The organism is Arsukibacterium sp. UBA3155, from assembly GCA_002364615.1.
Classification (GTDB): domain Bacteria; phylum Pseudomonadota; class Gammaproteobacteria; order Enterobacterales; family Alteromonadaceae; genus Alishewanella.
In genome coordinates, this window is record DEYP01000025.1 from 404,838 (window position 1) to 428,122 (window position 23,285).

Genomic DNA, 23,285 nt, shown 5'->3' on the forward strand with positions numbered 1-23,285 from the left:
TGTTTTTGTGAATTTTTATCTATTTTTAAAAATCAATCATCATTGTTGTTATCGTTAGTAATCACAGCATTACGGCCATGGTTTTTTGCCTGATACAGCGCTCTGTCTGCATCAATAAGCAATTGCTTGCCGTCATCCTTATCGTCTAGTATCGCCAAACCAATACTTAACGTAATGGTCAAATCAGCAACAATGTCAGAATAGTCTGCACTGGCTACCTGCTGCCGGAGTCTGTCGCAGACCTCCTCGGCCAGGGCTACAGGGGTATCTGGTAATAAAATAACAAACTCTTCGCCGCCCCAACGGGCCAGCGAATCGATATCACGACAATGTTTCTGTAAGACTGCGGCTACCCGCTTTAATACCTCATCACCCACTGTGTGTGACCAATTATCATTAACCTTTTTAAAATGGTCTATATCGAGCAAAGCCAGACAAAGTGGTTCCTGTTGGCGTTTCGCCCGTTTCAGCTCATGCTGCATTGCTTCATCAAATGCCCGGCGGTTGGCCAGACCGGTCAATGAATCTAATCTGGCTAAGGCAGCCAGTTCAGCCGTTTTTTCCGCAACCTGTAATTTCAGTTTTAATTCGCTGCGCTTTAAACTACCAAGGCGCCAACGAACCGCACTGATAATAAGGACTGCCAGCGCCAGCACCACCAGCAACTGAAACAAAGGCCGTTGCCATAAGTGAGGTGCAATACTAAATGATACTGTTGCCGCCGGACTCCAGCCACCATCGGGGTATGAGGCCGCCACGTTAAACCGGTATTGGCCCGGGAGCAAATTGGTATATTGCACATTTGGCTGATTGCCGCGCAAGGTCCAGTCCTGTTCAAAACCTTCCAGCATAGTCCGGTAGCGAATGCGCTGCGGCATAATATAGCCAAGACCAGCATATTCCAGTTCTATCCGGCTGGTGCCGGCAGCCAGTTCAATCCTGTGCTCTGGCGCGTACTCCTTACCGTCTGCCACCAGTTTCTCCAGCACCACTGGCGGAATGATTGCAGAGAACGACGTCAATCTGGTTGGCTGCACTTTACTGGCGCCAACGGAGGTAGCAACCCACACCGAGCCATCGCTGTGCAAACTGGCTGCCGGCGAAGACCCGCCATTAGCCTGAGAGCTGGCCATACCGTCACTCTCGCCAAACAGCTCATAATTTACCTGATCGCGCCGACCATAAACCACATCAAGCGCCTGCTGCCTGCCAATGCGAAGTACCCCCCTATTGGTAGATATCCAGAAGTGTTGTTGCTTATCTATAACCAGCTGAAATAGTTTATCAAACGGCATGCCATGAGCTCTGCCAACCAGGGCAAGCTGTTCGCTGGCTAAATCAAACGCTACCAACCCCCGGTCAGTCGTCATCCATAAAATACCGGCTTCGGTGTCTTCCAGAAAGCCAAACGCGTATTCGGCCTGATCCAATACGCTAAAATCAAGTTGACGAAGCTGATTATTATGCCATATCGATACGCCGGCACCGCTGCCGATAAATACCCGGCCATCACCGGTTAGATGCAACGCCATGATAAAGGGAGAAGGCAGTGTTCCTGCGGCTATCGGTGTAGTTAGCTGCCCCTGATCAATTAACGTGAGTCCCTGCGAAGTACCAACCAACACTGAGCCATCTGGCATTGGCAGAATTGCCCGTACTTCATTTGCTGCCAGACCATCTTCAGTACGATAGTGAGCGACTACCTCGCCATTTGCATAATGTAAAAGACCGTCGGTATAGGTGCCAATCCACAGGCTTTGCTGCTGCCCCTGCGCCAGACTCAGCACCGATTGCCCGGCGGCATGACTGGAAAGGTCGATATTGCGGATAGAGCCATCACAAATCTGGTCCAGGCCCTGGCTACTACCAACATAAACACAATCAACCTGATCAGACAGGACGGTGCGGACATAATTGTCCGCTAAACCTTGTTCGCTGGTGTAGGTGGTAAAAGGCGCGTCTCGCAAGCGGAATATCCCACCATTAGTGCCAACCCACAGGCTACGCTCTTTATCTCTGAACAGTGCCAGTACCCGGTTATTCGGTAATCCCTGCTCAATACTGAGTTGTTCGACCTTATCACTGAAAAGCCGCAATAAACCCCGATCTACCGTACCTATCCACAGTACGCCTGAGGCTTCAGGCAAAAGGGTCGCTACCGGCACATCGGCCAGTAATCTGACTAATTGCTGTTGTTCACTCAGCTGGTAAAGACCGCGCTCTGTGCCAATCAGCAACTGCTGATCGTTAGTGGCAGCCAGGGCAAATACCGGCAACGAAAGTTGCTCTGTAAATTGCTGACTTAACGCTAACTGAGTATCGATTAATGCCAGGCCCGCCATGGTACCAACCCAAATCTGACCCTGACTATCTTCAAATAAACTATGAACAGCATTGGCAGGTAAGCCATCGTCTTCGGTAAACTGGCGCCGACTGCCATCGGGCAGCTGCATAATGACGCCTTCCCCTTCAGTCGCTAACCAAAGCCGTTGCTGACTGTCGACTATTGCTTTATTAATGAGCACTCCCAGCGGCGGATAACTTTGCCACTGGTATCCCCTAACTCTGGCGATGCCACCACGGGAACCCGCCACAAAAAGATCACCATTTTCGGAAACATTTAAGGTACGGATCCCAGAGTCAGGCAGACCGGTTTGCGCGTTGCGTTCAAAAATATCGAACCGACGACCGTTAAAACGGGCTACGCCCTCCCAGGTAGCAAACCATAAGTAGCCATCCGGAGTTTGGGCAATCGCATTAATCGTGTTGTGAGGTAACCCATCGATAGTGCTCCAGCTCTCGCTGAAGTAGTTATCAAGGCTGACCATGTCATTATTTTTTGCAACGGTTGGTGTTGCGACTACTGGCATAACCAGTAGACCACTCAACAACCAAAGCAGGCTGTACGCACTGCACCGGCAAACAGTTAACAACGGCATGGCCAATCCCTGTTTCATGAAAACTAAACGTGCAACAGCAAGACTACCGCTTTTGCCGTTACTTGGGAAGCATCATACAACAGGAAGGACTAAAGTACCGGTCTCGCCCCTAACAAGTGACAGATAGCATAACTTAGTTCACTGCGATTCAAGGTATAAAAGTGGAACTGATCAACGCCTTCCTGGCTCAGTACTTTGACCATCTCCATGGCAATATTTGCCCCAACCAGATTGCGGGTCGTTGGATCACTTTCCAGCCCCTGGTAGGCTTTGTTCATCCAGTCCGGGATAGCCACATTGGTCAGGCCGGCAAACTTTTGCAACTGTTGAAAGTTGGTTACCGGTAAAATACCCGGAATAATATCAACATCAATACCTATTGCTGCACAGCGATCGCGGTAGCGTAAAAACTTTTCAATATCGAAGAAAAATTGCGTGATGGCTCTTGATGCGCCCGCTTCTACTTTACGTTTTAAATTGAGCAAATCGAACTGGGCGTTAGGCGCTTGTGGGTGCACCTCAGGATAGGCGGCCACAGAAATATCAAAATCGGCCACTGAACGCAGAATCTCTACTAAATCTGCAGCATACAACTCCGGTATTGCTGCACTGTCTGGCGGTAAATCGCCGCGCAAAGCAACAATATGCCGTATGCCGTTATCCCAGTAGTCCCTGGCAATATCAACAAGCTGATCTTTACTGGCATCGACACAGGTCAAATGTGGTGCGGCAATCAAGCCGGTGCGATATTTAATTGACTTGATAATATCATGCGTGCGATCCCGTTCTCCGGAATTCGCACCATAGGTCACCGACACAAACGACGGAGCCAGCGGCGCCAACCGTTCAATCGACTGCCACAATGTTTGTTCCATCTGCGGCGTTTTCGGCGGGAAAAATTCGAAGCTAACGTTCACCTTGCCCTGCACATCGTGCAGGTTTCGGTTAATAGCATCCAGATACCGGGCATTTGCAAAAGCCATAATTACTCTCGTTAAACCATCAAACTAACGGCTTGCGCCAGTTAATATAAGCTGCTGACACAACTGGGCAACATCAGCATGAATACCACCGGCGGTAACTTGCTTACCGGCCCCCGGACCTTTTAGCACCAACGGATTAGCGCTATACCACTGGCTTTCAATCACAAAAATATTGTCGCAGGGTGCCAGCGCAGCTAGCGGCTCATCAGAGGCTACTTGCAACAATTTCACTTCAGCCTTAGCTCCACTGTCGCTAAGGGTTAAACTCGCGGCATAACGCAATAATTTGCCAGCAGCCTTAGCATCAGCCAGCGCGCTGGCCAGCATGTTGTCCAGTAACTCACGACGTTGCCAGGCATCAGCCCAACTGCCGGCACGCAACGCTTCGGGCATCAGGGGTTGCAAGCTTATATGCGCTAACTCCAGGCTCAGCCCCAGCTCTCTGGCCAGAACCAACAACTTGCGCTGTACATCAATACCCGATAAATCATCTCTTGGATCCGGCTCGGTATACCCCAGTTCGGCCGCTTGGCTCAGCAAGCTTGAAAACGGCACGCTGCCATCATATTTACAAAGCAACCAGGATAAGGTGCCGGAAAATATCCCGCTTATCCGACTGATGTTATCGCCACTTTGCAACAAAGTTTTGATTACCTGTTGCACCGGAATACCCGCACCTACCGTGGTATTGCTGCGCCAGCTAAGCTGCGCTTTGGCAGCGGCTGAGCGAATAGACCGGTATTCAGTAAGTGGTAACGTGACGCCTTGCTTATTAGCACTGATAATATGACAACCCGCCGCGACAAACTGTGGATATTGCCTGGCAAACTGCTGGCTGGGCGTGATATCTACCAATACTTTTGGCGCTGGTAATTTTTGAATATAGTCCAGCAATTCCGCGGTCGAATAACGGTTCGCAGTCGCCAGCTGTTCTTGCCAGAGCGTCGGATTTAACCGCGCGCCAAGCCAGGCCTGGCGGGTGTTAAACACGCCAGCCAGCTCCAGAGTGATATCCTCTGCCAACGCCTGTTGTTGCTGCGCCAACATCGCTAAAAATTCCGCCCCGACATTGCCGGTGCCCGCTACCAATAATTGCAGGCTTGGTTTGCTTACTACGCAATGCTGATGGATCTGATTTAACTCTGCCACCGCTAACTCCTGCTTAAAAAGCCAAACGGCCAGTTGATCATTTTCATACAGGTGCCGTACCTGTAACTGCTGCAGATAGTGTGCTAAAGCCGCACTGACCTGTTGCTGCTTGCCGGCTTTTAACCACACCAGCGCGTAATAATCGATCGTATCTGCCAGGGGATGACACCCCTGCTGCTGCAGCTTTGTAGCGGCGTCAGGCCAAACATCAGAGGGTATCAGCCAACATTGACCGCTGGCGTGATCAGCGTTATCAGCGTTATCAGCGTGCGGCAATACCACCACAGCACTTTGCAGCTCTCGCGCCAGTGCGTCGGCATCTATCTGCGACCGGCCAGCTAATGACACTAAGCGCACCGGATTTAAACTGGTTAAAAATGCCTGGTTTGGTGCCTCAGGTTCAACTGCACACCCGGCATACTCTGGTTGCAGGGCACTACGCACCAGCAAATGAGTAGCAGTGCCAGAGAGCGGACTCAGGGTACGGGCATGTAGAACCGGGTTACCCAGCGCGGCAAGCTGACAAGCCTGTCGTTTATTAACCTGCTGGTAAGCAACCGCACTAGTGCACTTGCGCGGGTCTGCACTGTAAATGGCCGTAACATCTGTCCAGATGCTAACCCGCTGCGCCCCAAGTAAAGCCCCCACTAAGGTTGCACTATAATCGCTGCCATTGCGGCCAAGCGTAATACTGCCGCCCTTTTCGTCGCGGCCAATAAAACCGGTAATAATATGACATTGCGTTGACTGCGTACCCGCTATCAATCTGCTAAAGCGCGTAGTACTTTGCTGCCAGTCGGGTTCACCGCCGTTAAACACTAAGAAATCTCTGGCGTCTATCGCCTGCGCGGGTTTGCCTTGCTCCGTTAACAGTGCGGCTAACAGGCTTGCTGACAATAACTCGCCAATTGCCAATACTTCATTTATTTGCTCGCTGGCTAACCAGTCGGGTATCTGTTGCAACCAGCCGCTCAGCGTTGTCAGCACTATCGCAGCATGCTGTGCTGCTAAGGTGTCACTGACAAGTTGCTGTAACGCGGTGGTGAGCCGGGCCAAAGGCAGGCTGATGTCTTCAGCATGCTGGTAACGACTGATAATGGCTAGCAACGCATCCGTGGTGTCACCCGGGGCAGACACGACGACCCAGGGTAAACCGGCCTGTTGCTGCACTATCCTTGATACGGCTTGAAAACGGCTGGCACTGGCCAGACTGCTGCCACCAAATTTATGGACTTCACAGCCATGCCGGGTTAATGCTGCAGTGACTTGCTGACTCATATCCGGTTACCACAACGCCGTTAAAGCCGGGTTAAGCCGGTATTGGCGATTCAATTCTGATTTACCCTGCACTTTTGCCGCAGCCTGCTTCGAATGATGACGTGACTGCTGCGTACCCAGCCAGTTGGCAACCGCATTAAAGCCGGATTGCAAGTCAGCAATCAAATCAGCCGGCGCTTCAATACCTACTGATAACCGGACTAGCGTAGGGCCAATACCAGCGGTTTGCTGCGCGGCCGCATCCATTGAGGCATGCGTCATGGTACTCGGGTGACAAATTAAGCTCTCTATACCACCAAGCGATTGCGCCAGGGTAAACAAACTCAGGCTGGAAAAGAATACGGGTAACGCGTCGGCGGGTGCCGCTAAATCAAAACTGCACATGGCACCAAAGCCACTTTGCTGCGCTTTAGCAATAGCATGACCAGGGTGCTCGACCAGCCCCGGGTAGTAAAGTTTGCCAATCAATGGCTGGCGTTGTAAAAAGCTGACCAGCTCAGCAGTATTCTGTTGCTGCAATTGCAGGCGTGGCACCAGAGTGCGTAAGCCGCGCAGCGTCATATAGCTATCAAATGCCGGCCCGGTTACCCCTAAACAATTCGCCCACCACTTTAACTCATCACCTACGGCAGGGTCTTTTGCCACCAGCACACCTCCGACAATATCACTGTGGCCATTGATATATTTGGTGGTGGAATGCACTACAATATCGGCGCCTAATTGTAATGGTTGCTGCAGCACAGGGGATAAAAACGTGTTATCAACCACCACTTTAGCTTTTATGCTGCTGGCCAGCTGACATACGGCTTTTACATCCGTAATTTGCAACAATGGGTTACTCGGTGTTTCCAGCCAGATCATCGCTGGCTTGGCTGCCACAAGCTGTTTTGCCCAGTCAGTCTGCTGAAAATTAACGATCACCAGCTTAAAAGCCTGTTTACGCTGTGCCAGGTTAGTAAACAAACGGTAGCTGCCGCCATAACAGTCATGCGGGATAACCAAAGTATCCTCAGGCCCCAGCAATTGCAGTGCCAGTAAACAGGCTGACATACCACTGCCTGTAACAATAGCTCTGGCCCCCTGCTCTAACTCACATAACGCCTCTGCCAGTGTGTCGCGGGTAGGGTTGTTAGATCGGGAATAATCATATTGCCCCGGTTGCCCCAAAGCAGGCAGCTCATAGGTGGTAGTCAAATATAAAGGTGGGGTAACTGCACCAAATGCCGTATCTTCGGCAATACCGGCCCGGGCAGTAATAGTTGCAGCAGCTGAATGAGACATAACGACACCTTTTGACTTTCACTTTTGGATGTTTAGACGTCTAAAAGTATATCGATCAAAAATTGGATGTCAAACCATTTAGCCGTCTATAATGATTATTTGTTGCTCACTATTGGACATGGCGGGATAAAAAGTTAGAATTTGGCAAATGCGCGAGCAAATACGAATAACCATTATAAATAACTAAGGTACCCTTATGGCTAAATGGAATGGCGAATATATCCATCCTTATGCGGAACATGGTAAAAAGTCAGAACAAGTAAAAAAAATTACCGTTTCCATTCCGCTGAATGTTTTAAAAGTATTGACCGACGAGCGTACCCGACGTCAGGTTAATAACCTGCGCCATGCCACAAACAGCGAATTATTGTGTGAAGCCTTTTTACATGCGTTTACCGGCCAGCCATTGCCTGCAGACGAAGACTTACGTAAAGATAACCCGCACCAGATCCCGACAGAAGTACGGCATATACTTACCAGTATGGGCAAGCCCATTCCGGTTATTATTGAAGCAGATACCACTGAAGAATAACTAGCAAAATGTACCCTTTTAGACAAAAAACCGCCTGCAGGCGGTTTTTTTAATGCGTATAACAAGCCAAAGCAATTGCTTAGCGTCTAACTGATAAGACCGAGCTCTAACGCCAGTAAGACAGCCCGGGTGCGATCCCGCACGCCGAGTTTTGCCAGAATGGCAGAACACTGGTTTTTTACCGTACCCTCCGATTTATACAGCGCTGCAGCAATTTCTTTGTTGCTATAGCCTGCCGCCATAAGCTGCAGGATCTCCAATTCTTTTTCACTCAATGGTTCCAGCGACGCGGGCATGTTGAAGCCGTTATTGTTACTGGTTCTGATAGTGCCTACTAAACGCTCGGTAATGTTAGGGGCAAACCAGCTACCGCCTTCGGCCAGCGTTGCAATGGCCTGCACCAGGGTATCAAGTGACACATCTTTTAATAAAAAACCCCGGGCGCCCTCTGAGATACTTTTTAACACTAATTCATGTTCATCAAAAGTGGTCAGGATAAGTGTCGGCGTGCTGATACCTTCCTGCTTCATCGCTGCCAGAGTTTGTACCCCATTCATCTTTGGCATTGATAAATCCAAAAGCACCACATCAGGCTGCAGTTCAACACAGGCGTTTAATACCGTGGAACCATCTGCACACTCGCCCACTACGGTGACTTTGCCAGATAGCCCGAGCAAACTTTTAATACCGTCACGGATCAGTTTCTGATCGTCTACCAGCAATACCTTATGCATTGTCACTCTCTTTGTAAGGCAAGGTTATAGTAAGCTGCATGGCACGCTGCCGGGTAGCCAGTTGTAAACTACCATCACACTCGGTTACGCGCTCGTGCATACCGGTAATACCATTACCAGGTTGCCAGCGAGGCGCCAGTATGCCGTTATCCCAAATCATTAACTGTAACTGATGCTGCGCTACCCGGGCCGTTATTTCAACGGTGCTGGCACCACTGTGTTTTAAACTGTTGCTTAGTGCTTCCTGGACTATACATAGCAGGTGCTGCGCCTGAGCCAGATCGTTGAGCATAATCTCAGCAGGAACCTGCAGTTTTACTTCCAGCTGCGATGGCAACAGACGGGTTAGTCCTGTTATTGCATCCAGCAAACTGATATCCGCGAACTGGCGCATGGTGCTGACCGCTTCACGCACATCGGCCAGCAGCAGTTTTGCCAACTGGTGGCAATTATCCACCTGCACTTTTGCCTCGCCACTGGTTAAATGGCCGGCTACCTGCAGCTGAATGGTCAGCGCGGTTAAATGATGGCCTACCACATCATGCAAATTGCGGGCGATGCGGGTGCGCTCACTCTGACGCGACGCAGCTTGCAATAAGTGTTGAGTTGCCAGTAACTGTTGATGCTTTTGCTCGAGCTCGTCTCGGGCGGCTTCGGCATCCCGGCTGGCACTTTGCACCAGCACCGCAAACAGATGAAAACTGCCGTATAACAATGCCGTAATCCAGACGCTACTGCCCGTTTGCCAGGCTATCAGCAGATGCCACAACGCGACGACCAGAATTGTCAGTAACATTGCCGGGCCGGTGCGCAACACAAAGGGCAGCATAGCGGCCCAGATAATCGTCAAAATCGCCAGAAAATCGAAATTTCGATCCCTCAGCAACCACTGCAGCGCAAAAGCCAGCAGCAGTTGCAGTAATAATAACCAGGGACCAAAGCGGCCCCGCAACCCATAAGGCCGCTGCTCCCGGGTTAGCAGCCAGAACAGGGCGCCATATCCTAAAAAAAGCATATGCAGCAGCATACCGCCATGCGCCGATGCCGTTTTCTGTAAAATGGTTAAGGTAATGCCATACACCATCAACCAGGTTAACAATCCGGCCAGGCTGGCAAAATCAATTTTTCTTTTCATGGGGTTATTATGCGATGCCACGAAATAACTGCAATAGGCCAGAAGTCATAGTGGAAAATCCTGACTTCTGGCACCTGCTATCACCACGGCACAGGCGTAAGCTGTCTCCATCAACCAAGGAGGCTGACTATGTTAACGATCCACACTACATTGTTATATATGCACATTTTTCTAGGCGCTATCGCGCTAATGGTATTCTGGCTACCCATTATCGCTCGAAAAGGCAGTAAGCTGCATATTAACGCCGGCAACGTGTTTTACTACATTATGCTGTTTGTTGCAGGTTCAGGGATTGTGATGAGCCTGATGGGTATGTCAGATCCCATCGGGATTTACGTCAACACTAAGCAAATCAGTAATGAACAAATTGAAAAAATGATGGTATGGCGTATTCCGTTTACATATTTTTTGTTGCTGTTGAGCATGCTCACCTGGGTAACCGTGCGCCATGCTATTGGCGTATTACGTGCAAAAGCAAACCGCGACATGCTGCGCAGCTGGACCTATCAGGGCCCGGTATTTTTAATGTTTCCGGTTGCGGTGTTTGTTGGTTGGCAAGGGATCCGAATCGGCATGCCGCTGCTGATTATATTTGCGGTAGTCAGCCTGATAACAGCCAGCAGTATCAGTATGTATGTCTTTAAAAAAGACGTGGCGCCACGCGCCTGGATCATTGAACACTTCAGTGCCATGGTCGGTGCTGGTATTGCGGTCTACACTGCATTTTTTGCTGCGGGTGGTCGTAAAGTGTTATCAGAATGGCTGCCCGGTGAATGGCAGATCGTAAGCTGGCTGGCGGCGCCAGTGATTGGCTTAACCGTGCTGATGGCTTTGAAAGGCTATTATCAGCGTAAATATAAGGTGCAGACCAACAAAGCTTTACAACACCGTTAAAGCTGGCTTAATGTCCTGTGCAACACAGGTACAGGACAACATTATGGCCCTAACTAATACGACGCTTTCTAACAAAGTTATCTGGATCACCGGCGCTTCTGGCGGCATTGGCGAGGCCTTAGCCCGCGAACTGGCAGCCGACGGCGCCCGACTCATTCTAAGCGCCCGTCGTCAGACAGAATTGGAACGGGTACGCGATAGCTTGCCTAATGCCACTCAGCATGTGCTGCTACCACTTGATATTACCGACAATGACGCCATCACTGCCGCAATTGCGACAATCCAGCAACAGATTGGTGGTTTGGACTGGTTAATAAATAATGCCGGGATCAGCCAGCGGGCACTGATCCTCGACACCCCCCTTGAGACCGAGCGTAAATTATTTGAAGTGGATTATTTCGCTCAAATAAACTTAACCCGTCAGGCTCTGCCTCTGCTGCTGGCAGACGGTGGTGGCAAAGTTATTTTTGTTTCATCGGTCGCGGGTTTAGTCGGCACGCAATACCGCGGCAGCTATTCAGCAGCCAAAGCCGCCCTGCATTTATGGGCAAACAGTCTGCGGGCCGAATTATTTGACCAGGGCTTGACTGTCGCTACGCTTTTCCCGGGTTTTGTCAAAACGGATGTGTCACTCAATGCACTAACCGGTGATGGCAAGGCGCTCGGTGAAATGGACACCGCTCAGGCCAATGCCATGAGTGCGGAGCAATTTGCTGAAAAAGCGGTAAAAGCACTACTTGGCAACAAGAGCTATATCGTAATTGGTGGGCTAAAAGAACGGCTTGGTGCCTGGGTCTCGCGGCTTTCACCAGAGCTACTTTATAAAATGATCCGAAAAAGTAAAGTCCGCTGATTAATCTGCCTGACATACAGTGCTAGATGTCGTCAAGGCTGACTACACAGATGTCATCAGCCCTGATCTTTTTCGATGAAACTACGTTATAGGTAGTAGTTCTCCGGCAACGCAATCCGGGCAACGCCAGACTCTACTGCGGCTTCAGCTACTGCACGGGCTACCCGCGGTAACAGTCTTGGATCCATTGGCTTAGGAATAATATAAGCTTTACCGAATTCAAGTTTATCAATTTGCGCCGCTTGTAATACTTCAGCAGGTACCGGCTCTTTCGCAATAGCACGGATCGCATTCACCGCAGCTATTTTCATTTCATCATTAATAACACTGGCCCGCACATCCAACGCACCGCGGAAAATAAATGGGAAACATAATACATTGTTAACCTGATTAGGATAATCAGACCGACCGGTTGCCATAATTAAATCTTTGCGGGCAGCGTGTGCCAACGCCGGTTTAATTTCTGGATCAGGGTTTGAGCAGGCAAAAATAACCGGATTTGGCGCCATTAATGATAACGCTTCTGGTGGCAATACGTCCGGACCAGATACACCCACAAATACATCCGCTCCATTTAGTGCATCTTCTAACGTACGTTTATCCGTATTATTGGCAAACAGTAATTTATATTGGTTTAAATCGTCCCGCCGGGTGTGAATCACCCCTTTGGTATCCAGCATATAAATGTGTTCACGCTGGGCACCGCATTTAATCAGCAGCTCCATACAGGCAATGGCCGCAGCGCCCGCGCCCATGCACACAATGATAGCTTTACTAATATCCTTACCCTGAATTTCCAGCGCATTAAGCATGCCGGCTGCAGTAACAATCGCCGTTCCATGCTGATCATCATGAAATACCGGTATTTTACAGCGCTTAATCAGCTCTTTCTCAATTTCAAAGCATTCCGGCGCTTTAATATCCTCCAGGTTAATGCCACCAAACGTATCCGCGATATTGGCCACCGTATTGATGAACTCTTCTGTGGTGCGGTGGCTGACTTCAATATCAATAGAGTCAAGATTTGCAAAACGTTTAAACAGCAGTGCTTTGCCTTCCATTACCGGTTTTGAGGCCATTGGCCCCAGGTTTCCTAAACCAAGAATAGCTGTACCGTTGGTAATTACCGCCACCAAGTTGCCTTTAGCGGTATATTTGTAAACGTTGTCAACGTCAGCGGCAATTTCCCGCACCGGCTCGGCAACACCCGGGCTGTATGCCAGTGCCAGGTCTTTTACAGTTTCTGCCGGCTTACTGATTTCAATACTAATTTTTCCCGGGGTAGGCTCTGCGTGATACTTAAGTGCCTGTTCTCTGAAATCTGACATCGTGTTTTCCTGCATTTAATGAGTGAGGGTAACTTCTGATTATTGTTTGAAACAATTTTTTATTGGGTAATCAGGATTAGTTTGTCACTTTCTATTCCTAAGGTCTGACGATTTTAACAGTGCAACAACGCCTTACTGACCATACCACTTTAGTCTTATTGCTAATTGTTATAGCAACTTCAGTCGCAATCGCCAAGCCCTGTCCCACAAAGCATTTACCCGTATTAGGTATTTCTTGCCGATATTTGGATGCCGTGCACTCAGCAGCACGATTAAGATTGCGATTATTGTGATTAACTATAAAAAACGATACCAAGCCAATAGCGGGTAAAGTGCAGCCAATTCAGGCGTATAGCCATCCAAACAAGAAATAACTTGTTGCATAATCTGCTAAACAACGGAAATTAAAACATTTTTTTTATTAATATCGACTATTTGCTTAAAAAACAAGCGGAGCTGGTTTTTTGGAAATGTGGCTAAATGCCAGTGGTAAATAAAAGGAGGGTTAATATTGATTGAGTTGACGCATAAAAAAAGCACCCGAAGGTGCTTTTTTATGACGATATAAACGGGCGAATTAACGATTGCCCAATACCGCGAAACGTTTTTTGAAACGGTCTACACGGCCGCCAACGTCTAAGACTTTCTGCTTACCGGTATAAAACGGGTGGCAGCTTGAACATACGTCCAAGTGGATATCTTTACACAGCGCTGAGTGCGTTTTGAAACTGTTACCGCAAGTACAGGTTGCAGTAATTTCTTTGTATTCTGGGTGGATACCTGGTTTCATGGGTTACCTCGTTAGGCCGTATCGCTATCTGGTCATCGTGTGCCAGACACCATACGTAATTACAGTTAATTAAGGGCGCGTAGCTTAATAGATAGCCAGCCAAGTTGCAACTGCCAACCTGACTTATTTAGCACTTTGTTTTGCTTGGCAGCTGCCGGTGAGCATCTTACACTATGGCTTGCCTAATCTGAAGGATGCTAGCTGTGTCAGTTATTCGCGTGGCCCTGCCGTTACCACTGCGGCAACATTTTGATTACTTGTTAAGTGCTAATCAGCAGGTGCAGATAGGCTGCAGGTTACGGGTCCCTTTTGGCAAACGGGAATTAATTGGTATTGCCTGGCAACTTGACCCGGCAGATCACTATCCGTTAGCTCAGTTAAAGCCGGTAATCAGCGTTATTGATCGCCAGCCTGTCATAAGCGACACCTTGCGCCAGTTACTGACCTTTGCGGCAGAGTATTATCACCATCCGCTGGGCGAAGTGCTAACCGCAGCCCTGCCCGCACTGCTGCGTGAGGGGAAAAATCTGGCTGATTATCAACAACATGCCTGGCAATTAACTCCGGCCGGTGCTAAAGCCAGTCCTGCTGATTTTAAACGCTCAGCCAGACAGCTGGAAGTATGGCAAGCCTTACAACAGGGGCCGGTTCCGGCGCTGGAACTGCAGGCTAGCCATCCACGAACAACAGTGAAACAGTTGGCCGACAAAAACCTGATTGAACAACACTTGCTGCCCCTGACGCCTTATCATCAGCGCGGCCTGAAACAGCCCGCCTTGCAGCTCACTGCTGACCAGGCGTTGGCTGTAACAGCCATTAACCAGGCAGCAGAGCGCTTTCAGAGCCTGTTACTGGAAGGCGTAACCGGTTCAGGCAAAACGGAAGTTTACCTGCAAGCTATTGCACCACTGCTCGATGCAGGCAAACAGGTGCTGGTCATAGTCCCGGAAATTGGCCTTACACCACAAACGCTGGCTCGCTTCCAAAGCCGCTTTCAGGCCCCGGTGTTATGCTGGCATTCTAATCTGACGGATACTGAACGCCTTAATTGCTGGCAGCAAACCCAGGCAGGTAGCACCGCTATTGTTATTGGTACCCGCTCCGCGTTGTTTTTACCTTTTGCCAGGCTAAGCCTGATTATTATTGATGAAGAGCACGACCAATCGTTAAAACAGCAGGATGGCTTTCGCTACCACGCCCGTGATTTAGCCATAAAAAGAGCGGCCATAGAACAGTGTCCAATTTTACTGGGCTCTGCCACCCCCTCGCTGGAAAGTCTATACAATTGCCAACAACAACGCTTTGTTCACCTTAGCTTGCAAAATCGGGCGGGTGGCCAGGCCATGCCCCGTTATCAGCTGGTCGATTTAAAACAGCAGGTTTTGCAATTTGGCCTGGCAAGCCAGACATTACAATACATCCGGCAGCAACTGCAGCAGGGTATGCAGGTGATGTTATTTTTAAACCGGCGCGGCTTTGCACCGGCTCTAAGCTGTCAGGAATGCGGTTGGCTTACCGAATGCCATCGCTGTGACGCTTTTACTACCTATCATAAACAAAGCCGGCAGTTAGTTTGTCACCACTGTGGTGCCATAAAAGCCGTGCCCCGCCAATGCAAAGAGTGCGGCAGTGCCCGCCTGGCACCTGTTGGCCAGGGCACCGAGCAACTGGAAGAGAATTTACAGCAATTATTTCCTGATGTTGCCATTACCCGGCTTGATCGTGATACTACAAGGCGCAAGGGTGCGCTGGCCAGTGCGCTTGACAGCATTAACCAAAGTGGCCCACGTTTAATTCTTGGTACCCAGATGCTGGCAAAAGGACATCACTTCCCCTATGTCACTTTAGTGGTCATTGTTGATGTCGATGGTGCCCTGTATAGCAGTGATTTCAGAGCACCCGAGCAATTAGGCCAGTTACTGACTCAGGTGGCGGGTCGGGCTGGCAGAGGGAGCAACCCCGGCACCGTATTGCTGCAAACACACTATCCGGAGCATGTATTGCTGCAGGATATTATTCAGAATGGTTATGCGGCGTTTGCCCGCAGCGCCCTGCTGGAGCGGCAGCATACCCGGTTACCGCCGTATCAGCACCTGGCGCTGTTTCGGGCTGAAGCACTGCAAAGCAACTTGTGCCAGCAGTGGTTAACGGAATTGGCTGCCATGGCTAAAACCCTGCCCGGGCTTGAATTGCTGGGCCCGCTGAGCTCACCGATGGAAAAACGGGCCGGCAAATTCCGCTGGCAACTGCAACTTTACAGCGCACAAAGGCCACAACTGCATCAGGCCCTAGCCACACTGTTGCAAGCAATACAGCAGTGGCCGCTCAGCCGCCAACTGAAATGGCAACTGGATGTCGACCCTATCGACTTAAGTTAACCGTATTGTTGCTGCTTATTTCTTTTTCAGACTAAGCAGGTAGAATAGCGCCAGTGAATTCTTAAGCCAGGTTGTTAAGCTGTCAATATGCCGCAAAAAGATTACGTAAAAACTGCCCGCCCTAAGCCCAAAGCAAAACCGAGAGCCAGCGCTGCGCGCCGGGGCAATTCCAGAGCTACCAGCAAGGCAAATCGTCACTGGCTGCTGATGCTGGTGACTGCCATTTTGCTCAGCGGTTTTGCCGGCTTTCTGTGGTATCTGAAACAACAGCCGTCTGCTCCCGCTGATACCCCAGCTGATGTTTCAAAAAGCACAGCCGCAATCGACGATTTACCAGTTAAACCCGTCGCAGAACCTTACCAATACATCAAAGAACTAGAAAATAAAGAGGTACAGGTAGAAGTAGACACCACAGAGCGCGAGAAACAAGGTCCGTTTCAAATGCAATGCGGTTCATTTCGCCAGGCCGAGCAGGCCGAAGCAATGCGTGCCCAAATTGCATTTGCCGGTTACGCCTCTGCGGTGCGCCGCACAGAAGGCAGTAATGGCGTCTGGTATCGGGTAGTTTTAGGCCCCTATGACTCAAAACGCCAGGCAACTGCCGACCGAAACCGGCTACAGCAGCAAAACATCAATGGCTGCCGTATTTGGAACTGGACTTGAAAAGCAGCGTTGTCAGCCACACTTAAGCCCTAGGTTTATTTGCCATAGGGCTAAAATTCATGACAACTATCGTTTCTGTGCGCCGCAACGGCCATGTCGCCATTGGTGGCGATGGTCAGGTGTCGTTAGGCAATACCGTAATGAAAGGTAACGCCCGCAAAGTACGCCGGCTTTATAACAACAAAGTGCTGGCAGGCTTTGCCGGTGGCACTGCCGATGCTTTCACCCTGTTTGAACGGTTTGAAGCCAAACTGGAATTGCACCAGGGCCACTTAATGCGGGCTGCGGTTGAACTGGCCAAAGACTGGCGGACCGACCGTATGCTGCGTAAGCTTGAGGCTCTGCTGGCTGTCGCTGACGCCAACTGTTCGCTTATTATTACCGGTAACGGCGATGTGATTCAGCCGGAACACGATCTTATCGCTATTGGCAGCGGCGGTCCTTTTGCTCAGGCTGCTGCCACAGCGTTACTGCAAAATACTGAGCTTAGCGCATCGGATATCGTAGAGAAAAGCTTAACTATTGCTGGTGATATCTGTGTCTACACCAACCAGCAACACACCATTGAACAACTTTAAACAGGTTTATTATGTCTGATATGACCCCCAGAGAAATTGTCCATGAATTGGACCGGCATATTATTGGCCAAAGCAAAGCGAAACGTGCCGTGGCCATTGCCCTGCGCAACCGCTGGCGCCGGATGCAACTAGACGTTGGCCTGCGTGCAGAAGTTACCCCGAAAAATATTTTGATGATTGGTCCCACCGGGGTAGGTAAAACGGAAATAGCCCGGCGTTTAGCCAAACTGGCGAATGCGCCCTTTATTAAGGTTGAAGCGACTAAATTTACCGAAGTCGGTTATGTTGGTAAAGAAGTGGAAAGCATTATTCGTGATCTGACCGACAGCGCGGTAAAAATGCTGCGCGAACAGGCAATTGCAAAAAACCGGTTCCGGGCAGAAGAAGCTGCAGAAGAGCGCATTCTGGATGCGTTATTGCCAAAACCCCGTGATAGCTGGGCCGATCAGGATAATCAATCGGCCACTGACAGTAATTCTACAAACAGTTCCACCCGGCAAATTTTCCGCAAAAAACTGCGTGAAGGCCAGCTCGATGATAAAGAAATAGAGCTGGAACTGGCACAAACTCCGGTCGGTGTCGAAATTATGGCGCCGCCTGGCATGGAAGAAATGACTTCGCAGCTGCAAAGCATGTTTCAAAACCTGGGCCAGGATAAAAAGAAAAAGCGTAAACTGAAAATTAAAGACGCACTGAAGCACTTGGTCGAAGAAGAAGCTGCCCGGCTGGTCAATCCGGAAGAACTAAAAGCCCAGGCCCTGGAGGCCGTCGAGCAAAATGGCATCGTGTTTCTGGATGAAATTGACAAAATTTGTAAACGTGGTGAAACCAGTGGCCCGGATGTATCGCGGGAAGGCGTGCAGCGCGATTTATTACCATTAATCGAAGGCTGTACCGTCAACACCAAGCATGGCATGGTGAAAACCGACCATATTTTATTTATTGCCTCTGGCGCCTTTCAGATGAGTAAGCCCTCTGATCTGGTCCCTGAGCTGCAAGGCCGCCTGCCGATCCGGGTAGAATTGGAAGCACTGACCGCAGCTGACTTCGAACGGATCTTAACCGAACCCAAAGCATCGCTAACAGAGCAATCTATCGCCATGCTGGCAACCGAAGGCGTTAATATCAGCTTTAGTGATGAAGGGATTAAAAGCATAGCCGCTGCCGCATTTCGAGTGAATGAGACAACTGAAAATATCGGCGCCCGGCGCTTGTATACGGTGATGGAGCGTTTGCTGGAGGAAATCTCTTATGACGCAGCCGACCATGCTGGTGAGCATATCGACATTACCGCCGATTATGTTGAGCAACACTTGGGCGCACTGGTGCAGGATGAAGATTTAAGTCGTTTCATTTTATAGTCAGATGGGTCATCACAGCCGGTGTACCCGCTAAACACATTTTAACTAGCCAGGTAACTTATGGTATTACGCACCCTGCACTACCACCAGCAACAACGGTTGCTGGACCTGATCTTCAGTGATGGGTCGGTAAAAATGCTGAGCGCTGAGTTCCTTCGGGTTCATTCGCCATCGGCAGAAGTGCGGGGCCACGGTCAGCCGAAACTGGTGGCCAATAAACGGGATGTGGCCATTCTGTCAATTAGCCCCGTGGGTCACTACGGGGTTAAATTAACCTTTGACGATGGCCATAATACCGGTCTTTATCATTTCAGTTATTTGTGCCAGTTGGCGCAAGAGCAGCAAGAGCTGTGGCAGCGCTATCTGGCTCAGCTTAAAGCAGCCAATGCCAGTCGTGATAGTCTGATCAGCACCCGTCAGCTTAGTTAATTCTTCACTAAACGTGCACAGCGGCTCGCGTCAGGCTTTGAATATTTCAACGCTCTGGCGCAAACTGGCGGCCTGCTGCGCCACTTCCTCGCTAATCGCTGCATTTTGTCGGGCGTAACCAAACGTATCGTCAGACAAATCACGAATTTTCACCACGTTTTTATTCACCTCAGCGGCAACATGGCTTTGCTGCTCAATGGCTGCGGCTATCTGCGTGGTCATATCCATAATGTTAGTCACGTCCTGAGTAATTTCGCCCAGTAACGTCATGGCAATGCCGGCTTGCTCGGCACTGTCGGTACCTTGCTGCCGGCATTGCTGCATCGCCTCAACAATATGGCGGGTACGACCTTGTAGTGCGGTTATTATCTCTTCGATTTGACCGGTCGATTGTGAAGTGCGTTGTGCCAGATGCCTGACTTCATCTGCCACTACAGCAAAACCCCGGCCCTGATCGCCGGCCCGGGCCGCCTCAATGGCCGCATTTAACGCCAGCAAATTAGTTTGCTCCGCAATGCCACGAATAACATCGAGTACGGAACCAATGGTTTGGCTGTCTTGCTCAAGTTCGGTGACAATAGTCGTAGCCTGCTGTAACCGGCCCGACAATTGCTGAATTTTATTAACCGTTTGTTCCACTTCTTTGCGGCCACTGTTAGCATTCTGATTCGTGCTCTCAGCTTTGGCCGCTGTCATTTCAGTATTACTGGCAATTTCGTTAATGGTCGCTCCCATCTCAGTAACTGCGGTGGCGACCATATCGGTTTCAGACTGCTGGCGCTGCATGCCCTCACTGGTATCTGAAGTTGATTGTGCCAGTTCCGCTGTTGCCTGATCCAGCATCCCCAAGGCGTCGTTCACCGTTCTGATTAAATGCTGAATATCTGCCAGCATGGCATTAAAATCCTGCGCCAGATGGCTCATTTCATCCTGGCCACTTTCATCCACCCGTTGCCGGAAATCGTGCTCATTGCGGATCAAGCCAATAGTTTTGCACACCGCGAGCACTGGGTTGATAATACTGCTGCTGGTAAATCCAACTAACAGCAGCATCAGAATTAATACCACGATAAAAATAGCGACCGCCAGCTGTTTGGTAGTTTGAACCGCATTGGCGATGGCACTGCTGCTGTCTTCGGATAATGCCTTTAAGCTGGTTTCGGTTTGCTGAATAGCCGAGCGCATCTCGCCAGTAAGGCCCTGTGTTTCATCAAGCCCGAATTGCTGCATGCCGGTTACCAGGCTATTAAAGCCATCACGATAGGCATTGGCCGGGGCGACACCGGCAGGAAAGCTGCGTTGCAATGCGGCGATAAAATCAGAGAAGGCGCTGTTAAAGCCTTCAACATAGCGCAGTTCACGGCGCAGTAAAAAATCTTTTTCCTGGCGCCGTAACTGCAGCAAGTTCAGTTGTAACTGAATTTCATCGGCCTGGCTAAGCTGCTGCTCCAAAGTTTGGGCACTCTCACGCAGTCGGCCCTGTAAGCCTTCAGCTGCGCTCAAACCCAGCTGCTTTTGCTGCGACACCAGGTTATTAAATACGTTTTGATACTCTGAGGTGAGTTGGCTGAACTGGTTGAGTGGTGCAACATCAATGTTGTGCTTGGCTAAGTACTGGCGTAATGCAGCAACCTTAGTAGTTAACTGCTCTATCTGATCATTTAACCGCTGTTGATATTTCAGGTCAGTGCGCATCATAAAATCTTTTTATTGGCGGCGCAGCATCAGCACGTCGGTATTAAGCTGCTCGACCAACTGCTGGGTAGCAGCCAGACTACTCAGTTGATTGCTTTGATAAAACAGGATCGCCAGCATCATTAGCATGGCGATAATTAACGCAAACGCATTGGCTAATAGCCGTTGTTTAATGGTTAACTGGCGTAGTAACTTCATAGAGGGCACTCAGTCTACTGTAAGAAAATTAAGCTTAGTTTACTTTAGTAAATGTTAACAGCATCAGGCTGAATAGTTAGCATGGATACGCTTTAAAAAAGGCTAAAGCTTCAGACTCGGGCAGTGGTTTGGCAATATAATATCCCTGCACTGCATCGCAGGATAAACTGCGCAGTAAATTCAGTTGATCAGAGGTCTCAACTCCCTCGGCCAGAATACGCTTACCCAGGCCATGCGCCAGCTTTATCATAGTTTTTACTATGATCATGTCTGAATCATTTGATGTCATATCCATCACAAAACTGCGGTCAATCTTTATTTTTTCGATTGGCATTTTGCGTAAATAAGCCAGCGAAGAATAACCGGTGCCAAAATCGTCTATCGACACTTTAATGCCCATTTGCTGCAATTCCAGTGCAAAGTTCGAGCCTTTTTCCATATCCTGCATCGCGGTATTTTCCGTCACTTCTAACTCGACCATTTCAGGTGACACCGCATATTGCTGCAGCAAGCCGGTAAGTTCCTGTTTTAACCCTTCCTGCTCAAAATGAATCGGCGACATATTTATTGCCAGTGGAATACGGACGCCCTGTTGCTGCCAACGCGAAATACTGGCAATAGCATTGCGCAAAATCACTAAATCCAATACCTGGCTCAGGCCAAGTTGCTCGCACAATGGTAAAAATTGCCCTGGCATTAACAGACCGCGTTGTGGGTGTTGCCAGCGCACCAGCACCTCAAAACCTTCAAGCAAATTACTGCGCAAGCTCAGCTGCGGTTGGTAGTACAATACAAACTGATTTTCACTGATTGCCTGCAGCAACTCACTTTCCCAGGCCAGCAGCCGCGCAGTTTCCTCTTCCATGCCGGTTTGATAACTCAACCAGCTGGCTTGCACACGTTTTGACTGATGAAAAGCGATATTAGCCTGCTGCAACAGTTGTTCTGCCGTAGAGGCATGATTAGGAAAGTGTGATAAACCGATACTGGTTGTCAGTTTTATCGGTCCGCTGTCAAGCAAAAAGGGCTTTTCGATAAGCTGCTGGATATGCTGTAAGCTATATTGCAGTTGCTTATCACTGACAATATCCGCCAGCACCAAGCCAAAAATATCACCACCGGTGCGGGCAATCAGCGTTGGTTTAACAATACTTTGCTCGAACCGCCGGATCACTTCCCGCAAGATCCGGTCACCTTGCTTAAGACCTACAGACTCGTTGACGTTTTTAAATTTATCCAGCCCCAACATCACCACATGCAAACTACCCGCACTGTGGTTTACAATTAATTCGTCCAGCTGAATAAGCAAAGCATCGCGGTTGAGCGCGCCGGTCAGTTGGTCATGACGATCAAGGTAACGGGTTTTTTCCGTGAGCTTCAGGTTAGTACTGCGCTCATTTTCCTGTAACCAGATAACCAGTGAAAACCCCAACGATACCAGTAAAGTAAGCTCAATACTTTTATAAACCATCAGTTGCTTCAGCGAGAAATAACTCGTTGGTTGCAAAATTTCACCGCCAGCGGTAATCAGGTATAGCATGCCCCATAGCAGCAGTACTGCCGCTGATAAACGGGGTCCGACTCTATACTTACTGTTTTGCCATAGCCAGATGCCGGCGCTGAAAAGCAGCAGCCCGCCGACGATAAAACGAAAACTAAATTCCAGAAATGTTTGCCATGGCGCCAGTACTGTCAATATTTCCGGTAACAGCGCAGTGGCCATTGCCAGCAATAAAATAATCAGAAAGTAGAAATGGGCAGACCAGCGAAATAACGGCATGCTGTTGCTGGTAAATTGCAAACGATTTCCCAGCAACATCAGTAATGCAAATGCGTAAAAACAAAAATGCATTAGCATTAACAGAGCTAATTTTGCAGCAGACGATCCCAACGGCGAATTATTGATGAGTAAAACGGACGTTTGATATCCGGCAAAGGCCAGAAAAGCCAGCAGCCAGTATTTCAGATAGCGCTGCCGGTAAACCCGCAGGTAATACCAAAATGACAGTACCATCAGCAACGCTAATATAGCTTGCATTAAATATAGCGGTATTCGGGCGAATAATTCTGCGGGCACGTTTCGCTCT

At 49.4% G+C, this 23,285-nt stretch carries 19 protein-coding genes; 8 read left to right on the top strand and 11 right to left on the bottom strand.

All coding sequences use genetic code 11. From position 1 onward, the window contains the following. Positions 1-32 precede the first annotated feature (32 nt). The 4 genes from B2X65_RS13755 to metB all read right to left on the bottom strand — a co-directional run bounded on the left by B2X65_RS13755 (position 33) and on the right by metB (position 7,630). The gene (locus B2X65_RS13755) at positions 33-2,870 is read right to left on the bottom strand and encodes a ligand-binding sensor domain-containing diguanylate cyclase (protein WP_290613460.1); all 2,838 of its coding nucleotides are present in this window, start codon (positions 2,868-2,870) and stop codon (positions 33-35) included. A 158-nt stretch (positions 2,871-3,028) separates the two neighbouring features. After that, positions 3,029-3,922 carry a methylenetetrahydrofolate reductase gene (gene metF, locus B2X65_RS13760; RefSeq protein WP_290613462.1) on the bottom strand — a complete coding sequence of 298 codons (894 nt, stop codon included), beginning with the start codon at positions 3,920-3,922 and terminating at the stop codon, positions 3,029-3,031. A gap of 24 nt (positions 3,923-3,946) precedes the next feature. Next, positions 3,947-6,349: a bifunctional aspartate kinase/homoserine dehydrogenase II gene (metL, locus tag B2X65_RS13765; protein ID WP_290613464.1), complete on the bottom strand. Its 2,403-nt coding sequence runs from the start codon at positions 6,347-6,349 to the stop codon at positions 3,947-3,949. A 6-nt stretch (positions 6,350-6,355) separates the two neighbouring features. Then, positions 6,356-7,630 (bottom strand): cystathionine gamma-synthase, encoded by a 1,275-nt coding sequence (metB, locus tag B2X65_RS13770; protein WP_290613466.1) that lies wholly within the window; start codon positions 7,628-7,630, stop codon positions 6,356-6,358. Between the two features lie 196 nt (positions 7,631-7,826). Between metB and metJ the strand changes: the two genes are divergently transcribed. After that, positions 7,827-8,162, top strand: a complete 336-nt coding sequence (gene metJ / locus B2X65_RS13775; RefSeq protein WP_290613468.1) for a met regulon transcriptional regulator MetJ — start codon at positions 7,827-7,829, stop codon at positions 8,160-8,162. Positions 8,163-8,248: 86 nt separating this feature from the next. Here metJ and B2X65_RS13780 read toward each other — a convergent pair whose 3' ends face one another. Continuing rightward, the gene (locus B2X65_RS13780; RefSeq protein ID WP_290613470.1) at positions 8,249-8,896 is read right to left on the bottom strand and encodes a response regulator; all 648 of its coding nucleotides are present in this window, start codon (positions 8,894-8,896) and stop codon (positions 8,249-8,251) included. Next, the gene (locus B2X65_RS13785; protein WP_290613472.1) at positions 8,889-10,031 is read right to left on the bottom strand and encodes a sensor histidine kinase; all 1,143 of its coding nucleotides are present in this window, start codon (positions 10,029-10,031) and stop codon (positions 8,889-8,891) included. Before B2X65_RS13785 ends, B2X65_RS13780 begins: the two co-directional genes overlap by 8 nt. Before the next feature lie 129 nt (positions 10,032-10,160). On the opposite strand from B2X65_RS13785, the gene B2X65_RS13790 reads away from it, so the two are divergent. Together B2X65_RS13790 and B2X65_RS13795 are read left to right on the top strand one after the other, a co-directional pair. Continuing rightward, positions 10,161-10,925 carry a hypothetical protein gene (locus B2X65_RS13790; protein WP_290613474.1) on the top strand — a complete coding sequence of 255 codons (765 nt, stop codon included), beginning with the start codon at positions 10,161-10,163 and terminating at the stop codon, positions 10,923-10,925. A 43-nt stretch (positions 10,926-10,968) separates the two neighbouring features. Then, positions 10,969-11,778 carry an SDR family oxidoreductase gene (locus B2X65_RS13795; protein ID WP_290613475.1) on the top strand — a complete coding sequence of 270 codons (810 nt, stop codon included), beginning with the start codon at positions 10,969-10,971 and terminating at the stop codon, positions 11,776-11,778. Between the two features lie 86 nt (positions 11,779-11,864). Here B2X65_RS13795 and B2X65_RS13800 read toward each other — a convergent pair whose 3' ends face one another. Next, a complete protein-coding gene (locus B2X65_RS13800; protein ID WP_290613477.1) occupies positions 11,865-13,106 on the bottom strand; it encodes a malic enzyme-like NAD(P)-binding protein in 1,242 nt (413 codons plus the stop codon). Positions 13,107-13,683: 577 nt separating this feature from the next. Then, complete coding sequence (gene rpmE, locus B2X65_RS13805) at positions 13,684-13,896, bottom strand: 50S ribosomal protein L31 (RefSeq protein ID WP_019675731.1); 213 nt, start codon at positions 13,894-13,896, stop codon at positions 13,684-13,686. A 194-nt stretch (positions 13,897-14,090) separates the two neighbouring features. Here rpmE and priA point away from each other — a divergent pair, with 194 nt between their 5' ends. From priA to B2X65_RS13830, 5 genes are all read left to right on the top strand, one after another. Next, the gene (gene priA, locus B2X65_RS13810; RefSeq protein ID WP_290613479.1) at positions 14,091-16,274 is read left to right on the top strand and encodes a primosomal protein N'; all 2,184 of its coding nucleotides are present in this window, start codon (positions 14,091-14,093) and stop codon (positions 16,272-16,274) included. An 87-nt stretch (positions 16,275-16,361) separates the two neighbouring features. Beyond that, entirely contained in the window at positions 16,362-16,937 is a 576-nt protein-coding gene (locus B2X65_RS13815) for an SPOR domain-containing protein (RefSeq protein WP_290613481.1), read from the top strand. Between the two features lie 59 nt (positions 16,938-16,996). After that, positions 16,997-17,515 carry an ATP-dependent protease subunit HslV gene (gene hslV, locus B2X65_RS13820; RefSeq protein ID WP_290613483.1) on the top strand — a complete coding sequence of 173 codons (519 nt, stop codon included), beginning with the start codon at positions 16,997-16,999 and terminating at the stop codon, positions 17,513-17,515. Positions 17,516-17,526: 11 nt separating this feature from the next. Further along, on the top strand, positions 17,527-18,876 hold the full coding sequence (hslU, locus tag B2X65_RS13825; RefSeq protein ID WP_290613485.1) for an HslU--HslV peptidase ATPase subunit: 1,350 nt from the start codon (positions 17,527-17,529) through the stop codon (positions 18,874-18,876). 60 nt (positions 18,877-18,936) lie between these two features. After that, positions 18,937-19,305, top strand: a complete 369-nt coding sequence (locus tag B2X65_RS13830; RefSeq protein WP_290613486.1) for a DUF971 domain-containing protein — start codon at positions 18,937-18,939, stop codon at positions 19,303-19,305. A 30-nt stretch (positions 19,306-19,335) separates the two neighbouring features. Here the strand turns inward: B2X65_RS13830 and B2X65_RS13835 are convergent, their stop codons facing one another. From B2X65_RS13835 to B2X65_RS13845, 3 genes are all read right to left on the bottom strand, one after another. Further along, positions 19,336-21,003, bottom strand: coding sequence for a methyl-accepting chemotaxis protein (locus tag B2X65_RS13835; RefSeq protein ID WP_290613487.1), 1,668 nt, complete (start codon positions 21,001-21,003; stop codon positions 19,336-19,338). A 9-nt stretch (positions 21,004-21,012) separates the two neighbouring features. Continuing rightward, entirely contained in the window at positions 21,013-21,198 is a 186-nt protein-coding gene (locus B2X65_RS13840; protein WP_290613489.1) for a hypothetical protein, read from the bottom strand. Positions 21,199-21,274: 76 nt separating this feature from the next. After that, positions 21,275-23,236, bottom strand: coding sequence for a putative bifunctional diguanylate cyclase/phosphodiesterase (locus tag B2X65_RS13845; protein WP_290613491.1), 1,962 nt, complete (start codon positions 23,234-23,236; stop codon positions 21,275-21,277). Positions 23,237-23,285: the final 49 nt, after the last annotated feature.

What these genes read in the sequence shown, in the direction of transcription:
- B2X65_RS13755 (WP_290613460.1), bottom strand. Translation starts at nt 2,870, where the DNA reads ATGCCAGTAGTCGCAACACCAACCGTTGCAAAAAATAATGACATGGTC.
- metF (WP_290613462.1), bottom strand. Translation starts at nt 3,922, where the DNA reads ATGGCTTTTGCAAATGCCCGGTATCTGGATGCTATTAACCGAAACCTG.
- metL (WP_290613464.1), bottom strand. Translation starts at nt 6,349, where the DNA reads ATGAGTCAGCAAGTCACTGCAGCATTAACCCGGCATGGCTGTGAAGTC.
- metB (WP_290613466.1), bottom strand. Translation starts at nt 7,630, where the DNA reads ATGTCTCATTCAGCTGCTGCAACTATTACTGCCCGGGCCGGTATTGCC.
- metJ (WP_290613468.1), top strand. Translation starts at nt 7,827, where the DNA reads ATGGCTAAATGGAATGGCGAATATATCCATCCTTATGCGGAACATGGT.
- B2X65_RS13780 (WP_290613470.1), bottom strand. Translation starts at nt 8,896, where the DNA reads ATGCATAAGGTATTGCTGGTAGACGATCAGAAACTGATCCGTGACGGT.
- B2X65_RS13785 (WP_290613472.1), bottom strand. Translation starts at nt 10,031, where the DNA reads ATGAAAAGAAAAATTGATTTTGCCAGCCTGGCCGGATTGTTAACCTGG.
- B2X65_RS13790 (WP_290613474.1), top strand. Translation starts at nt 10,161, where the DNA reads ATGTTAACGATCCACACTACATTGTTATATATGCACATTTTTCTAGGC.
- B2X65_RS13795 (WP_290613475.1), top strand. Translation starts at nt 10,969, where the DNA reads ATGGCCCTAACTAATACGACGCTTTCTAACAAAGTTATCTGGATCACC.
- B2X65_RS13800 (WP_290613477.1), bottom strand. Translation starts at nt 13,106, where the DNA reads ATGTCAGATTTCAGAGAACAGGCACTTAAGTATCACGCAGAGCCTACC.
- rpmE (WP_019675731.1), bottom strand. Translation starts at nt 13,896, where the DNA reads ATGAAACCAGGTATCCACCCAGAATACAAAGAAATTACTGCAACCTGT.
- priA (WP_290613479.1), top strand. Translation starts at nt 14,091, where the DNA reads ATGCTAGCTGTGTCAGTTATTCGCGTGGCCCTGCCGTTACCACTGCGG.
- B2X65_RS13815 (WP_290613481.1), top strand. Translation starts at nt 16,362, where the DNA reads ATGCCGCAAAAAGATTACGTAAAAACTGCCCGCCCTAAGCCCAAAGCA.
- hslV (WP_290613483.1), top strand. Translation starts at nt 16,997, where the DNA reads ATGACAACTATCGTTTCTGTGCGCCGCAACGGCCATGTCGCCATTGGT.
- hslU (WP_290613485.1), top strand. Translation starts at nt 17,527, where the DNA reads ATGTCTGATATGACCCCCAGAGAAATTGTCCATGAATTGGACCGGCAT.
- B2X65_RS13830 (WP_290613486.1), top strand. Translation starts at nt 18,937, where the DNA reads ATGGTATTACGCACCCTGCACTACCACCAGCAACAACGGTTGCTGGAC.
- B2X65_RS13835 (WP_290613487.1), bottom strand. Translation starts at nt 21,003, where the DNA reads ATGATGCGCACTGACCTGAAATATCAACAGCGGTTAAATGATCAGATA.
- B2X65_RS13840 (WP_290613489.1), bottom strand. Translation starts at nt 21,198, where the DNA reads ATGAAGTTACTACGCCAGTTAACCATTAAACAACGGCTATTAGCCAAT.
- B2X65_RS13845 (WP_290613491.1), bottom strand. Translation starts at nt 23,236, where the DNA reads ATGCAAGCTATATTAGCGTTGCTGATGGTACTGTCATTTTGGTATTAC.